This window comes from Hymenobacter bucti, assembly GCF_042681145.1.
GTDB classification, from domain to species: domain Bacteria; phylum Bacteroidota; class Bacteroidia; order Cytophagales; family Hymenobacteraceae; genus Hymenobacter; species Hymenobacter bucti.
This window is the reverse complement of sequence record NZ_JBHUFD010000006.1, coordinates 137,675-153,206: the sequence shown is the minus strand read 5'-3', so window position 1 is coordinate 153,206 and position 15,532 is coordinate 137,675. Positions and strand designations below refer to the sequence as shown.

Here is a 15,532-nt window from a genome sequence, read left to right as displayed (position 1 = left end):
TCGTGAACCTCACCCCCTAGCCCCCTCTTTTTTGGAGAGGGGGCTAGGGGGTGAGGTTCACGAGCGACGGGCACGCCACCCTAGGGCATCGGCAGCGCCGCAGGCGTGCCTACAGGCCCCGTAATGCGGCCCCGCGGTAGCAGGCGCATGGTGGTATCGAGGCGCTGGGTTACTAGCAGTTGGCGGTATTGCTGGCGCAACGCGGTCTGCTGCTGCTGCTGCTCTTTCTTCTGAAAAAGCTTGACCTGGTACTTGGCGCCGGGCACGTCGCGCCGCAGGTTTACGTAGGTGAGGCGCGGCGTGCGGGGGCGCATGGGCTCGCCGCTCTGGATGCGCTCGATGCGGCGCTTGTTGTTGCCAAACAGCACGTTGAGCGGGTTCATGCCCACGTAGAGGTTGGCGCGGCCGTCGAGGTTGTAGCGGCCGCTCACTTCCAGCTCGGTGAGGTTGCTGTTGAGCTTGAGGCTGGGAATAAGGATTTGGCCGCCATTGAGTAAGAACTCGGTGCTGACCGGCTCAAAAAACAGATGGCCGGTGCGCTCCTTCTTCACAAACTTGAATGACTGCTCCAGCGCCTCCACGTTAAGTAGCTCCAGGTCGCGCAGGTCGGCCTTGACGTAGCCGAATGTTCGGGTGCGCACGGGCAGAAACGTAGAGTCAAGGTCGGTGCGCAGGGCCGCGGCGCAGCGCAGCCGGCCCCGAACGTTGTCGCTCGCGAGCAGCTGCAAACCCATGGCGGTAGTGGTGGCAAACAGGTCGGGCAGCTTGATATCCTCCAGCAGGGCCTGAATGCGTAGCGGGTGGTGCTGGCGCCCGCCATCGGTGCGCAGCAGGCCGTTCAGGGTGATATGCCCGTCGAAGGCATCGAGCGAGCACTCGTCGAGGCGGGCCTCGCCGGGGCTTAGGTGCGACACGAGCTGAAATTTGCCGCCCTCGATAGAGTTGTAGTGCACGCGGTCGGCTTGCACGCGCAGCACGGCCGTGACGCCACCGCTGGCCAGCAATACGCCGGCCGGCGAGGGGGCGCTGGGCTTGCGGTTGCGCGCCCGCATATGAGCCAAGCGGCGCGCCCGGCGGGCCGCCATAATTACCCTGCGCGACTGGTACTTAACAGTATCGCGGGGCGGTTTGAGGCTGGCCAGCATGCTGAGCAGCTGCTGCACATCGAGCGAGGCGTAGCGCAGGTCAACATTGGCCGTGGCCGCCGTGAGGTGGATGCCCGCCACGATAGCCGCCCCCGAAGCGCGCCCCACGCCGCCCTGCGGGGCCACAAAGCGCAGGTAGGGCATGCGCATCAAAGAGTCTTCCTTCTCAAAGCGCAGGTGCAGGTCGCGCAGCGGCTCGCCCACGGGCAGCACCAGCTTGTCGATGTCCCAGGTCAGCGAGCCATCGGCCGCGAGCAGCAGCTCGCGCAGGGCCGGCGTGGCGGCGGGGGCATTCGGCTTGCGGGCAGCCAACGCCGCCTTGCGGCGTTGCGCCACCGCGCCCGGCGGGCGCGAAAGTCGGGAAATCAGCTTGCTATAATTGAGCGTAGCGAACTTGATACCGAGCTGAAAATCAACGGGCGCTACGTCGTTGGTCGTGTCGGTGGGCCAACTGGCTTGCCCAAAAAGCCGCCCGCCCCACACCCGCGCCTCGATGTGCGAGAGGTTGACCTGCTTGCCATCGTGGCGCAGGTTTACGGCCAGCCGGCGGAGCGTGTCGGGGCCCAGTATCAAGCGGCCGCAGTGCAGGTCCACGTTTAGGCGCACCTCATCGGGTAGCAGGTGGCTGCCCATGGTCATGGCCAGCTTGCGCGCGTTGCGGCGCGGGCGGCGGCCTTGGCGCTTGGCACTAGCGGCGGCCAGCACGCGCCGGGTAGGGGCATTACCTAGGGCCCGCAGGCGGTCGATGTGCAGCTCATCAACCTCAAACTTGCCCGTGATTTCGGTGCGCGGGTGCTGGCCGGTGAGGTAGGTGAGCAGGTACGTAGTAGTGGCGGCGGCCTTAAAGTGCATGCCATCAAACGTACCCGAGGCATTGGTGAGGCGCCAAAGGCTATCGCGCAGCCCGATGTTTACGTTCACCTCCGACATCGCAATGCGGCGGGCCGGTATGCTGAAGGTGGCGCCGCGCAGCTCGACGGTGCCGCGCACCGACAAGCTCTTTTGGGTACGAGCTAACATCTGGTTGCCCAGGGGCGGTATCAGGCCGCGCAGCCGGATGTCTAGGTCCGCAATTCCCTTCTTGGCGCGCCACAGGCCGGGCGAGATAACGGTGGCCAGCTCCGGCAATTCGGTGCGCCCGCGCAGGTGGCCCTCCACGTAGGGGCGCAGGAAATTGCGCAGGACAAAGCTGGCGTCGAGCTGGCCCACGGGCGAGTAGATGCGGCAGCGCTCGAGCGTCACGCTGGCCGTGCGCAGGCTGTGGGCAGGGCCGTTGTCGTAGGTGCCCTGCAAATCCCAGCGGTTGATGCGGCGCGCCGAGTCGGGCCAAGCCAAGCTAGCATTTTGCAGGCCAAAGGTCAGCACCGTGTGGGGCCGCACGGTGGGCCCGCTCAGGCCCGAAATGGTATACACGATGCGGGCGTGGCTGGGGCTGGAAGCCCCGACCAGGTAGGGCCGCAGGCGCGGCGGCAGGGCCGCGTGCAGCACATCGACCAAGGGTTGGGTGCCCGCAAACTGCAAGTGCAGCATGGTGCCGGTGGGCTGGTCGGCGGCCACGGTGTGGGTGCCGGCAATGCGAATGGTATCGCCGTTGAGCGTGGCGCGGGTGCGCCAAAACTCGCCGCGCCGCGCCTTAAACGCGTAGCGGTAGTTGAGCCAAACGCGTACCGGCTCGTGGGCCAGCAGCGTGCCCGAGCGGTTGGCGAGTTGCTCTAGGTAGCCATCGAGCACGCCGCTCAGCCGCAGTGCGCCCTGCCGAATGCCGCCCGTGAGGCGCGCCCGCTGCACTTGCCCGGCTAGCGTGCTGTGGGCGTAGTCGTTCTTGGTCACCATGTGGAAGTTGTAAACCACAATGGAATCAAGGCTGAAATTCAGCAGCGGGTCCTTGCCCTCGCCCTGGCGGCGGGCTTTCTTGCCGCGCAGGCCCCAGCTGTGGCCCGTGGAGTCGACGTACTGCCGGAAGTCGGCGTCATGTACTTCGAGGCGGGTCACGCGCACCTTGCGGTGCCAGAGGTCTACCAGCTCTATGCGCAGGTTGGCGCGGCCCACGCGCAGCACGGGCACGGCCCGGTGGTGGCTGGTATCAGTAAGCGAAAGGTGCCCTAGGGAGGCCGTGACGTGCGGAAAATCGCTCCACGGCGACAGTTCCACCGTGAAGGGCGCCAGCACCAGCCCCGAGCTTTTGGTGAGCTGCTCGCGCACGGTGCGCTGTAGGTACTGCACGGCGTAGTCGCGCCCAAGCAGCCACACGGCCGCGCCTAACCCGAGCAGCAAGGTCAGCAGTAGTAAAAATCCAATGGCCAGCCAGCGCCGGAGGGAAAAGGATTTCATGCGGCAAAGTACGTGGTTCCGACTCAGCTTAAATAAGCTGTGGTGTTGGTTGAGGTAGGAACTCCAGCTTCATACGGGAAGATTCCGCAAGCGGCTGGATAGGTTGGCGCGTGCAAGCGGCTCCCTACCTTTACGGCTGCCCCCACAGCCCTAAGCGCGGCCGTGGAGGCACACACGCGCCTTACAATTCACCCGATTATATCCATTTTTTCTTCCCCACATGCCCAACCCAGCTGTCTCTATCGACCAACTGAGCATTGACACCATCCGCCTGCTGTCGGTGGATATGGTGCAAAAAGCGAACTCCGGCCACCCCGGCCTGCCCATGGGTGCCGCCCCGATGGCCTACGTGCTTTGGTCGAAGTTCCTGCGCTTCAACCCCCAAGACCCCAAGTGGCCCAACCGCGACCGCTTTGTGCTGTCGGCCGGCCACGGCTCGGCGCTGCTCTACAGCATGCTGCACCTATATGGCTACGACCTGCGGATGGACGAAATCAAGGAGTTTCGCCAGCCCGGCTCGCGCACACCCGGCCACCCCGAGTCTAACGTGACGCCCGGTATCGAAGTAACCACCGGTCCGCTGGGCCAGGGTTTTGCCAATGCCGTGGGCATGGCGATGGCTGAGGCGCACCTAGGTGCCATGTACAACAAGCCCGGCCACGAAGGCGTGCAGGACCACTACACCTACGCCATCGTGAGCGACGGCGACCTGATGGAGGGTATCTCAGCCGAGGCGGCTTCGCTGGCCGGCCACTTGCAGCTCGGCAAGCTCATCCTGCTCTACGACGACAACGACATCTCGCTTGACGGCCCCACCAACCTGGCTTACACCGAGAACCCGATGCTGCGCTTCGATGCCTACGGCTGGCATACCTCGCAGGTAAAGGACGGCAACAGCGTGGAGGAAATCGAAGCGGCCATTAAAGCTGCGCAAGCAGTAACGGACAAGCCGTCGATTATCTCTATTAAGACCATAATCGGCTTTGGCTCGCCGCTGGCCGGCACCAACAAGGCCCACGGCAGCCCCCTCGGCCCCGACAACGTGAAGAAAGCCAAGGAGTTCTTTGGTTGGAATCCCGATGAGTCGTTCTACGTGCCCCAGGAAGTGTACGACCACCTGAAAGGCCCCGGCGAGAAAGGCGCCGAGCTGCAAAAGGAGTGGGACGCGAAATTCGCTGCCTACGAAAGCGAGTTCAAGGCCGAAGCTGAGCAGTTCCACATCTCCTTCAACGGCAACCTGCCCGAAGGCTGGGACAAGGACCTGCCCGTGTACACGCCCGCCGATGGCAAGCTGGCCACTCGCCAAGCCTCGGGTAAGGCGCTGAACGCCATTAAGAAAGCTGTTCCGTTCATGTTCGGTGGCTCGGCCGACCTAGCCTCGTCGAACGAGATGGATAAGTCGGGCGACGACTCGTTCCAGCCCGGCCACTACGAACGCTCGAACATCTGGTTTGGGGTGCGCGAGCACGCCATGGGCGGCATCATGAACGGCATTGCCCACCACGCCGGCCTGCGTACCTACGGCGGTACGTTCCTCACGTTCAGCGACTACATGCGCGGCGCTATCCGCCTCACGGCCCTGGCCGAGTCGGCTTCGACCTTCGTGTTCACCCACGACAGCATTGGCCTGGGCGAAGACGGCCCCACGCACCAGCCCATCGAGCAGGTGACCTCGCTGCGCACCGTGCCCAACATCGTGGTGCTGCGCCCCGGTGACGCCAACGAAACCACCGAGGCTTGGCGCATTGCCATGAACACGCCTAAGTCGCCGGTTTGCCTCATCTTGTCGCGCCAGGGCTGGCTCCCGTTCGACCAGTCGGTGCTGACCCCCGCCGCCGGCAACGTGCAAAAAGGCGCTTACGTGCTGAGCGAAGCCCAGGGCGGCAAACCCGAGCTTATCCTTATTGGTACCGGCTCGGAAGTGCCCCTGGCTTTGGAAGCGCAAAAAGTCCTGCAAGCCGAAGGCACCGCCACCCGCGTGGTGAGCATGCCCTCGTGGGAGCTATTTGAGCACCAGGACAAGGCTTACCGCGAGCAAGTGCTGCCCCGTGATGTGCGCAAGCGCGTGAGCATAGAGGCCGGCTCGCCCATTGGCTGGAGCAAGTATACTACTGACGAGGGTGCCAGCATCAGCATGAACCGCTTTGGCGAGTCGGCCCCGGCTGATTACCTCCTCAAAGAGTTCGGCTTCACGGTCGAGAACGTGGTGAAAGTAGCCAAAGGCGTGCTCAGCGGCGAGCCCGCCGAGGACGACAAGAAGCAGGTAGTTTCGTAGTTATCCGCTTTCTAGGTGCTTACAAAAGCGCCCCGCTGGCTTCGGCCGGCGGGGCGCTTTTTTGTGGGCGCTACCTAGGCGCATAACCTTATCCCGTTGGGAGAGGAAGTCTAGCGCCTAGCGTTCGAAATGGACATCGAAGCGGCCGTTGGTAATCGTGACGGCTGTCCCGGTAGTATAGTCACGCGGGGTCATCTCGAAAGTGCCGGAAACAATGTTCTGCACCGTGTCGAAGCGGGTGATAATAAGCTGCCCTAGCGCGTCGGGGCCAGTGTAGCAGTTAAGGTCAGGGGCTGGCCGGGAGTGATAATATTGACCATAGGAAGCGGCAAAGCGCCCACCACTAACGGTGGAGCTTTGATTGAGCGTGAACGTACCTGCTTGTCGAATATCAAGTAGAGAAAAGCCAGCGCCCCAATTTTCTTCTATTGAAAACTGGTGAAAGCTGACACTAAGCGCATGGCCACTCTTAGTTTTTTGCCAAGAGCCGCTGACGGGTGGGCCAGTACTGATAGTGCTGCGCACGGGTACCCAAGCGCGGCCGTCGAGCAGCCAGCCGGCGGTGTTATTACCATCCTGGGTGGCCGCGGGTAGCTGTTCGAGGGGGGTAAGGTCTTTTTTGCAGCTGCCCAGTCCGACAAAGAGCGCTGCGTAGAAAAGCGGTTTAAACATATAGGGGGTGGGAAAAGGAATGGAATAGAGCTACTAAAATTGCGTCGGCGTGAGCTCGGCAGCTACCGCGAGACTGCGTAGAAGCTGATAATGCCGCCGGTAGTCACCAACACATGCGGGCGCCGGCGGTAGGGCCGGGCGGCGGCAAAGAAGCTTCAAAAGCTAAGCTGCTGCCGCCGGTTGCTAAGTGCGACCAAGTGACAGGCTGAAAACCGCCACTGATGAGGTGTTATACTGCTATAAATAAAGTAGAAAGCCCTGGCTTGTAAGAAGGTTAATACAAATGAAGTCGGCAGGATATAACTATCCTAGGTGTCCTTTTGTGAAGTTACAATGAACAATATAAGTAACTAAGTAGATACGTATTTAATTTTTAGAGCTTAACAGTACAAAGAGCTGGATTTGTAGCGTTAGTCAGCGGCCGGTTCTCTCCCCCTCAAGATGTTATGCCTCCAGCAAGGTGGGTCAGGAATGGAGGTACGCGCTGGATAAGCCAATACCGTCCAAAAGCGTTTGTCCTTGCGCGCGCAGCGAAGCAATCGCACTCGAATAGCGCGCTTAATAGGGCTCTCTCTCAGAAAACGGAAAATATAGCACGTTAAGCGGCCTTGCATCGCTCCCCCAACACGACGCTCCTCATGAGCGAGGGGAAGCGAAGCAGGCTCCACGAACCCCTATTTAATTCGAGCAAGTTTACAAAACGAGTCTACTATTCAAGGTTTACGAAACGCGCCGTGGGGGACGCATTTCGCAAACCTTGAATAGTAAGCCTGTCGTTAATTTTATTTGACTATGCAGTTGATTAAAAGCAAGCGCCGTTCTTAAAGCAGTGAGCGGACCACCTAGCCCGCTTGCTGCTTTTTTCGGAGAGTACCACCGTGCAGGCTTAACCTTTGTGTCCCCTTTTTCTGGGTAGCAAAGCTCCTCGCTTTCTTTACCTTGTTCTTTCTTGGCTTCCCCCCATCCGCCTATGGCTCCCGGTGCCCCACCCGCGTCTCCATATCCCTTCCCCGACGCCCTGCTGCCCACGCTGCTGGCCGTTTCGCTCTCGGCCGTCAATCTGCTCAGCCCGGTGTACGGCCCTGATGGCTCCGACATCGTCGACTTCACCCTCGACTACCTCAACCCCGCCGCTCAGCGTATGGCGGGCCTACCCGAGCAGCCGGGCACCACGGCTCTGACGCGCTTTCCTGAAATGGCCGCCAGCGGCGTTTTTGACTTCTATCGCCGCGCCTACGCCGCCGGCACGCCCGATACCTTCGAGGTCAACTACCAGGCCGATGGCCTCGACAACTACTTCCGCCTCGCCGCCCAGCGCTACCAGGACCTGCTCGTCGTCAGCTTCACCGACACCGCCGACCAGCCCCGCACGGCCGTGGAAGTGGCCCTGCGCGAAGCCCAGGCGGCCGAACGGGCCGCCCGCGCCGACGCCGAGCAGCAGCGCACCGAGCTCCGTTCCCTGCTGGAGCAGGCCCCCGTGGCCGTGGCCGTGTACCGGGGCCCCCAGTTCCGCGTGGAGCTGGCCAACGCCACCACGCTCGCCATTTGGGACCGCCCCCTGGATGCCGTGCTCGGCCGGCCCGTGTTCGAGGTGCTGCCCGAGGCGGCCACGCCTGAGGTGGTGGCCATTTTCGAGCGCGTCTTCGCTACCGGCACTTCTTACACGGCCCGCGAACAGCCCACTATCCTCCATCGCTACGGCCGGCCGGAGACGGTGTACTGGAACTTCGTGTTCCAGCCCCAGCGCGGGCCCGACGGGCGCATCAGCGGCATTATTAGCGTGGGTACCGACATCACCGAGCAGGTGCGAGTCCGCCAACAGGTGGAGCAGCTCAACCAGGAACTGGAGTCCCGCGTGTTCGAGCGCACCCAGGCCCTGCGCCACGCCCAGGCCGAATCGGTGGCCGCCGTCCAGCGCCTGCGGCACGTGACGGACAGCCTGCCCAGCACCAGCTTCACTGTCGACCAAAGCGGGGAGGTGCTCTACATCAGCCCGCAGTGGTACGCCTACACCGGCATGGCTCCCGATGCGCCCCTCAACGAAGTCTGGCCCACACTCATCCACCCCAATGACCTGCCCGTCATTGCTCACGAGTATGGCGCGGCCCTAGCCGAGGGCCGGCCCTGGCGCTACGAGTTCCGCCTGCGCGGGGCCGAGGGCCACTACCGCTGGTTTGCCAGCCAGGGCGTGCCCGAGCCGCTGGCTGAAGCCGAGGCCGCCGGCCGACCCCGCCAGTGGTTCGGCTCCAACCTCGATATCGACGACTTTCAGCAGGCCCAGCACACGCTGGAGCAGCAGGACCGGCGGCTGCGCGAACTGCTGCGACAAAGCCCGGCGATGATAGCCGCCCTCACCGGGCCCGAGCACCGCTTCGCCTTCACTAACCCCGGCTACGACGCCCTGGTGGGTCACCGCGCCGCGCCCGGCCGGCGCGTGGCCGAGTGCCTGCCCGAAGTCGTCGGGCAGGGCTTCATCGACTTGCTCGACCGGGTGTACCGCACCGGCGAGCCCTACTTGGGCCACGAAACGCCGATTGAGCTGCACCCCCCCGGCGGCGTGCCTACGGCCCACTACCTCGATTTCACGTACCAACCCCTGCGCGACGCGCACGGCCAGACGACCGGTGTGCAGGTGTTTGTGCTGGACGTGACCGAGCGGGTGCGCGCCCGCCAGGGGGCCGAGCGCCTGCAGGCCGAGCTGCTGGCCGCCGCCGAGCGCCAGGCGCAGGAGCGCGCGGCGTTCCGCGAGGTCTTCGAGCAAACCCCGGCCTGCATTGCCCTGCTGCGCGGGCCCGAGCACCGCTTCGACTACGTCAACCGGGCCTACCAGGACCTCTTTCCGGGGCGCGAGCTGGTGGGCCACACCATCGCGGAGACCTTGCCCGACGCCGTGGACCAGGGCTTCTTAGCCTTGCTCGACGGCGTGTACCGCACGGGCGAGACCTTCTTCGGCAACGAGCTGCCGCTGGCCATCACGCAGCCCGACGGGCGCCCGCCCCGCCAGGCCTACTTCACCTTTACCTACCAGGTCTACCGGGAGCACGGGCAGGTCGTGGGCATCAGCATTTTTGCCTTCGACGTGGCCGAGCAGGTGCGGGCCCGGCAAGAACGCGCCGCGCAGCAGCAGCAGTTGCGCGACATGTTCGAGCAGGCGCCGGTCGCCATTTTCGTGGTGCGCGGCGAAGAGTACGTCTTCGAAATCATCAACCCCGGCATGGGGCAGATAGTGGGCAGTCCGCCGGACCAGGTACTGGGCCAGCGGTTTTTCGACCTGCTGCCGGGCCTGGCCGACCAAGGCTACCGCGACCTGCTCGCGCAGGTCTGGCACTCGGGCCAGGAGTACGTGGCCCACGAGCAGGAGGCGCGGCTGCCCTACCACCGCCCCGGAGAATCGGGCTATTACAACTTCAACTACGTGCCCTTGCGCAATGCCGCGGGACGTACCACCGGCATCATGTGCGTGGCCGTGGACGTTACCCCCCAGGTTCGGGCCCGTCAGCAGGTACAGGAGCTCAACCAGGCCCTGCAGGCTACCAACGCGGAGCTGGGCAACAGCAACCAGCAGCTCACGCTCACCAACGTGGACCTAGACAACTTCATCTATACCGCCAGCCACGACCTCAAGGCGCCCATCAGCAACATCGAAGGCCTGCTCGATACTCTGCGTGACGAGCTGCCGCCGCTGGCCGCGGGTGGCGAGGTCGCTTACATCCTGGAGCTGATGCAGGACTCGGTGAACCGCTTTACCCGCACCATCGAGCACCTAACCGACGTGAGCCGGCTGCAAAAAGAGCACGACCAGCCCCAAGAGTCAGTCCTCCTGGCGGGCATTATCGAGGACGTGCGCCTGGACCTGGCCCCGCTGTTGCAGCAAACCGGCGGCCGGCTCGACATCGACGTGCGCGCCGTGCCCACCGTGCAGTTTTCAGTCAAAAACCTGCGCTCGGTGGTCTACAACCTACTCAGCAACGCCCTCAAGTACCGCCACCCCGACCGGGTGCCCCTCGTGCGGGTGCGGGGAAGAGAAGAAGGTGCTTGCCACGTGCTGGAAGTGCAGGACAACGGCTTGGGGCTGGACCTAACGCGCGAACGGGAGCTGTTTGGCATGTTCCGCCGCTACCACACCCACGTGGAAGGCTCGGGCATCGGCCTCTACATGGTCAAGCGCATGGTCGAAAACACCGGCGGCCGAATTGAAGTACACAGCACCCTAGGGGAGGGCTCCACCTTCACCGTGTATTTTCCCCGACCCTAATCCCCCGATATGTCCGTTCCTAAGCTTTGCTGCACCCTGCTCGTCGACGACGACGAAACTACCAACTACCTCAACCGCAGGCTGCTGGAAAAATTAGACGTCACCGAGCAGGTGGTCGTGGCTCTCAACGGGGAAGAAGCCCTGCAGGTGCTGCGGACGCAATGCACGGAAGCCAGCCGGAGCTGCCCCGCGCTCGTTTTTCTCGACATCAACATGCCTCAGATGAACGGGTTCGAGTTTTTGAGCGCTTACGAGCAGCTGCCCTTGCCCCAGCGCGGGGCCATCGTCATTGTGATGCTCACCACCTCCCTACACCCGCAGGACATGGAGCGCCTGCAGCAATTCTCTGTAGCCGGCTTTCTGAGTAAGCCTCTGAACAAGGACAAGGTGAACGACGTGCTGCAAGCCCACTTCCGCCAGTAGGCCTAGCGCTGAAATAGGCTTCGCGCTAAACGAGGCTGAAACCAACGTAACACCACCCGCAAACGAGCGAACCAGCTGGCTCGCTCGTATCGGTTATAATGCCTTTGGCAATTTAGAAAAAGGTGGATTTCGTTAAAGTATGGTGCCACTCAACGTACTATATTCTCTGTTTTCTGAAATGAAGTGGTCGGGTAGTTATGGACAGAATAGGGTCTGCTCTTTCTAACGTCATGAAAGACAGCTCCCACCTGCCAAACGTCGGCGCTATGATGTCATCTTTCGGGCCGAGGCCCTGCCTTTAGCGGGCGAGAGCCGCTCGACCCAAGCGGCCGCCCATGCGCTCAATATGGGGTCGTCTCAGAAAACGGAATACTGGTAGCGCTGCTGCTCAAAGCCCCGGTCCTGGATTTTGCCCAACCGGTGGAAGAAGACGGCCCGGGCCAGCGCGTTACGCGCTTCGCCCTTGTTGAGCCCGACTTGCACGCGACGGCGCAAGTCTACGCTTTATCGCGAACAGCAGCTCGGGGTGAACGGGATTGCCCAGCGCTTGCGCATCTCCAAAGTCACGCGCTATAAATACCTGCATCAGCGGGGCGGCGTCGTCCACAGTCGTTGGAAAGCCGCAGCAGCCAAGTCGACCAATTGAGTTTTGTGCTTACTCGTCGGTCAAATGCCTTAACGTGCTATTTATTCCGTTTTCTGAGAGGGCTCCAATAGGTGCAATTGCTTAGTTGCGTTCGCAATGACGAGCGCTTTAGTGCCGCTTAGCACCGGGTAGAGACGCAAAATATTGCGTCTTACGTTGTTAAGCAACATTGCCGAGCAACGTAAGACGCAAGATTTTGCGTCTCTACCTCAGTTTTTTGCTTGCTAAAAACTGAGTCAAACGGCTTCTAGGAAGCAGACGCCTCCAGTGCCGCGCACTGCTGCGCTATTTCCAGCTCCTCATTGGTCGGAACAACCAGGATTTTCGCCCGCGAGCCCGGCGCGCTGAGGTCGCGCAGGCCCGGTTGTCGCTGCTGGTTCTGGGCTTCATCTAGGGCCAGGCCGAAGAAGTCCATGTCCTGGCACACCAGCTGGCGCACCAGGGCGTCGTTTTCGCCCACGCCGGCCGTGAAGATGATGGCATCCAGCCCGTTGAGGACGGCCGCGTAGGCGCCAATGTACTGCCGGATGCGGTAGGCGTAGAGGTCGTAAGCGAGCTGCGCCGCGGTGTCGCCGGCGGCCAGCGCCTGGCTGATGTCGCGCATGTCGCTCTGGCCGGTGAGGCCCAGCATACCGCTTTCTTTGTTGAGCAGGGTGTTGACTTGCTCGGGCGAGTAGCCCAGTGGCCCCGTCAGGTGCAGCAGCACCGAGGGGTCAATGTCGCCCGAGCGGGTGCCCATCACGAGGCCGGCTAGAGGGCTGAAGCCCATGCTGGTATCGAGCGAGCGGCCGCCGCGCACGGCCGCCATGCTGCACCCGTTGCCGAGGTGAATGGTGATGAGCCGGGCGTCGGGCTGCCCTAGGTAGGCCACCGCCTGCGCGGCCACGTACTGGTGGCTGGTGCCATGAAAGCCGTAGCGCCGGATGCGCTGCTCGGTGTACAGGGCTGTGGGCAGCGCGTAGCGAAACGCTTTTTCGGGCAGCGTCTGGTGAAACGCCGTGTCGAACACCGCCACCTGCCGCGCCCGCGGAAACACCCGCTCGGCCACTTCTATCCCTAGGTAGTTAGCCGGGTTGTGCAGCGGCGCCAGCTCAAACAGGCGCTTGATTTCAGCCTTCACCTCGGGCGTTATTGGTGTGGCTTGGCTGAACGACTCGCCGCCGTGCACCACGCGGTGGCCCACCACGTCGATGTCGCCGGGGTCCTGAATGACGCCGGCCGTGAGCAGGCGCACCACCTCGTGCAGGCCGGCCTCGTGGTCGGGGAGGGGCAGGGTGAGGCGCTGCTCGGTGGGCGCACCGTCCGCGTCAAAAACCTTGTGCGTAATAGTGGCTTGCGCTGAGCCCACGCGCTCGACCAGTCCGCTGCACACCGGTTGCTCGGCGGGCCAACGAAAGAGCTGGTATTTGATGGAGCTGCTGCCCGAGTTGATAACAAAGATGTTCATGGAGAAAAGAGTACCGTGGACCCTGCGGGTCCGCGCGGGAGTAGTGCGCTCTAGGTAGGAGTAATTTCCCTAAGGTCTACCCCCGCGCGGACCCGCAGGGTCCACGATACGTTATTGCTGACTCTGAATAGCGGTAATCACCACCGTATTGTACACGTCATCCACGGTGCAGCCGCGGCTGAGGTCATTCACCGGCTTATTCAGCCCCTGCAATACTGGCCCAATCGCCAACGCACCGGTTTCGCGCTGCACGGCTTTGTAGGTGTTGTTGCCGGTGTTGAGGTCGGGGAAAATGAGGACGCTGGCCTGGCCAGCTACCTCCGAGTCGGGCAGCTTCTGGCGGCCCACCAGCGGGTCCACGGCGGCATCGTACTGGATGGGTCCTTCCACCTTGAGGTCGGGGCGGCGCTGGCGCACCAGCTCGGTGGCTTGGCGGACTTTCTCTACATCGGCGCCCGCGCCGGAGGTGCCCGACGAGTAGGAGAGCATGGCTATCCTGGGCTCGATGCCGAAGGCGCGGCTGCTTTCGGCCGACGAGATGGCAATTTCGGCCAGCTGCTCGGCGGTAGGGTTGGGGTTCACGGCGCAGTCGCCGAACACGGCCACGCGGTCGGGCAGGCACATGAAAAACACCGACGACACTACCGACACGCCGGGCTTGGTTTTGATGAACTGCAACGCCGGCCGGATGGTGTGCTGCGTGGTGTGCACCGCCCCCGATACCATGCCGTCGGCGTGGCCCTTGTAGACCATCATCGAGCCGAAATACGACACGTCGCGCAGCAGGTCACGGGCCATGTCTTCGTTCACGCCCTTGCTTTTGCGCAGCTCATAAAAGGTAGCCACGTAGTCGGCGTAGTAGTCCGATTTCACGGGGTCAATCACGCGCAGGTGCCCTAGGGGTAGGTTGATGCCCAGGCGCTTGGCCGAGGCCGCCACCTGCTCGGGGTCGCCCAGGATGGTGAGGTCCACGATATCCTGGTGCAGCAGTAGGGCCGCCGCCCGCAGAATGCGGTCGTCGTTGCCCTCGGGCAGCACAATGTGACGGCGCTGGCGCTTGGCCCACTGCAAGAGTCGATACTGAAACATGTGCGGCGTGAGGCCTTCGGGCTGGAAGCTCACCAGCTTTTCCTCCAACGCCCGCACTGCCACGTAGCGCTCAAACGTGCTGATGGCCAGCTGAATCTTCTTAGGATTATCGGGCGTGATGCGTGAGCGGATGGCCCCCACGCGGGTCGTGGTTTCAAACGTGCCGGTGGGCACCACCATAATGGGCACCACGTTGGGCAGGCCTTCCAGCAGGCGCCGCACCGGCTCGTCGGGCTCCGAGCCGGTCGAGAGCACGATGCCCGCCACCCTAGGGTAGCTCGCCGACTGGTTGGCCTGCAACGCGCACACGATTATGTCGCCCCGGTCTCCGGGCGTCACGATTAAGACGTTCTCCTTGAGGTAGTTCAGGAAATTGGGCACCTGCATGGCCCCGATAACATAGTTGTCGACTTGGTTGCTCAGCCCGGCTTCGCCAAAGAGCAATTTGGCCCCCAGCCCGTCCTGAATCTCGCGCATGGTGGGGTGCAGCAAATTCGGGTCTTCGGGGATGACGGAGAGCAGAATCTCGGCCGGCAGCTGGCTGCGTAGCAGCGCCTCCACATCGGTTAGCTGGGCCGGCGCGATGCGGTTGGCCACCACCAGTAGCACCGGTACCTCGCGGCTCTCGAAGCTGCGCAGCGTGGTGAGCGCCGTGCTGACGACCTGGGCCACGCTCTTGCCCGCCCCCGAAATGACCAGGATAACTGGCACCCCTAGATTCTTAGCAATCGATACATTAGCGTCGAACTCGAACGCCGTGCCCGGCCCCACGAAGTCGCTGCCCTCCACCACCGTAAAATCGCAGCTGTCCTCCCAGTGCTTGAACTTGCGGATAACCGTGTCAATGAGCTCACCCTGGGCGCCGGTTTCGAACAAGCGCAGGGCCTCAGCGCGGGTGTAGGCGTAGGTGTCGGCGGCCGGCAGCGGCAGCTTGAAGTAGCTGATGATGGCCGCCAGGTGCGGGTCGGTTTGCTGGGTGGGGTCGTGGTCGATGAGCGGCTTGAAGTAGCCGACCCGGCGGGCCTGCCCTAGCAGCATATTTACGAGCCCAAGGGCCACCAGCGACTTGCCGCTGTAGGGCTCGGCGGTGGCGATAAAAACAGCTTTCGTCATGCAGGTGCTAACGTAGAGGTTTGGGCCCGCGTTGGAGAAAAGTAGCGTGGACCCTGCGGGTCCGCGCAGGACGGAGCCATTCTAGCAGAATAACCGCTCCATTATAGTACCTCCACGATACAAAACGGGCGTGGAA

7 protein-coding genes and 1 pseudogene are annotated in these 15,532 nt (G+C 62.8%); 3 read left to right on the top strand and 5 right to left on the bottom strand.

Features of this window, described 5'->3' with window-relative positions; genetic code table 11:
* Positions 1-80: 80 nt before the first annotated feature.
* Complete coding sequence (locus ACFSDX_RS17070) at positions 81-3,476, bottom strand: AsmA-like C-terminal region-containing protein (protein ID WP_382315703.1); 3,396 nt, start codon at positions 3,474-3,476, stop codon at positions 81-83.
* Positions 3,477-3,696: 220 nt separating this feature from the next.
* Between ACFSDX_RS17070 and tkt the strand changes: the two genes are divergently transcribed.
* Positions 3,697-5,751 carry a transketolase gene (gene tkt / locus ACFSDX_RS17065; RefSeq protein WP_382315701.1) on the top strand — a complete coding sequence of 685 codons (2,055 nt, stop codon included), beginning with the start codon at positions 3,697-3,699 and terminating at the stop codon, positions 5,749-5,751.
* A gap of 117 nt (positions 5,752-5,868) precedes the next feature.
* Here tkt and ACFSDX_RS17060 read toward each other — a convergent pair whose 3' ends face one another.
* Complete coding sequence (locus tag ACFSDX_RS17060) at positions 5,869-6,423, bottom strand: Riean_0653 family protein (RefSeq protein WP_382315699.1); 555 nt, start codon at positions 6,421-6,423, stop codon at positions 5,869-5,871.
* 970 nt (positions 6,424-7,393) lie between these two features.
* On the opposite strand from ACFSDX_RS17060, the gene ACFSDX_RS17055 reads away from it, so the two are divergent.
* Both ACFSDX_RS17055 and ACFSDX_RS17050 read left to right on the top strand, forming a co-directional pair.
* Positions 7,394-10,678, top strand: coding sequence for a PAS domain-containing protein (locus ACFSDX_RS17055; protein WP_382315697.1), 3,285 nt, complete (start codon positions 7,394-7,396; stop codon positions 10,676-10,678).
* A 9-nt stretch (positions 10,679-10,687) separates the two neighbouring features.
* Complete coding sequence (locus ACFSDX_RS17050) at positions 10,688-11,101, top strand: response regulator (RefSeq protein WP_382315696.1); 414 nt, start codon at positions 10,688-10,690, stop codon at positions 11,099-11,101.
* 366 nt (positions 11,102-11,467) lie between these two features.
* Here ACFSDX_RS17050 and ACFSDX_RS17045 read toward each other — a convergent pair.
* The 3 genes and pseudogenes from ACFSDX_RS17045 to pta form a co-directional block, all read right to left on the bottom strand.
* Positions 11,468-11,605, bottom strand: a pseudogene (locus tag ACFSDX_RS17045) (Tn3 family transposase); the annotation flags it as partial.
* Positions 11,606-11,994: 389 nt separating this feature from the next.
* Positions 11,995-13,194 (bottom strand): acetate/propionate family kinase, encoded by a 1,200-nt coding sequence (locus tag ACFSDX_RS17040; RefSeq protein WP_382315694.1) that lies wholly within the window; start codon positions 13,192-13,194, stop codon positions 11,995-11,997.
* A 111-nt stretch (positions 13,195-13,305) separates the two neighbouring features.
* A complete protein-coding gene (gene pta, locus ACFSDX_RS17035) occupies positions 13,306-15,396 on the bottom strand; it encodes a phosphate acetyltransferase (protein WP_382315692.1) in 2,091 nt (696 codons plus the stop codon).
* Positions 15,397-15,532: the final 136 nt, after the last annotated feature.

Excerpts from the sequence above, each read along its gene's own strand:
- ACFSDX_RS17070 (WP_382315703.1), bottom strand. The coding sequence starts at position 3,476 with ATGAAATCCTTTTCCCTCCGGCGCTGGCTGGCCATTGGATTTTTACTA.
- tkt (WP_382315701.1), top strand. The coding sequence starts at position 3,697 with ATGCCCAACCCAGCTGTCTCTATCGACCAACTGAGCATTGACACCATC.
- ACFSDX_RS17060 (WP_382315699.1), bottom strand. The coding sequence starts at position 6,423 with ATGTTTAAACCGCTTTTCTACGCAGCGCTCTTTGTCGGACTGGGCAGC.
- ACFSDX_RS17055 (WP_382315697.1), top strand. The coding sequence starts at position 7,394 with ATGGCTCCCGGTGCCCCACCCGCGTCTCCATATCCCTTCCCCGACGCC.
- ACFSDX_RS17050 (WP_382315696.1), top strand. The coding sequence starts at position 10,688 with ATGTCCGTTCCTAAGCTTTGCTGCACCCTGCTCGTCGACGACGACGAA.
- ACFSDX_RS17040 (WP_382315694.1), bottom strand. The coding sequence starts at position 13,194 with ATGAACATCTTTGTTATCAACTCGGGCAGCAGCTCCATCAAATACCAG.
- pta (WP_382315692.1), bottom strand. The coding sequence starts at position 15,396 with ATGACGAAAGCTGTTTTTATCGCCACCGCCGAGCCCTACAGCGGCAAG.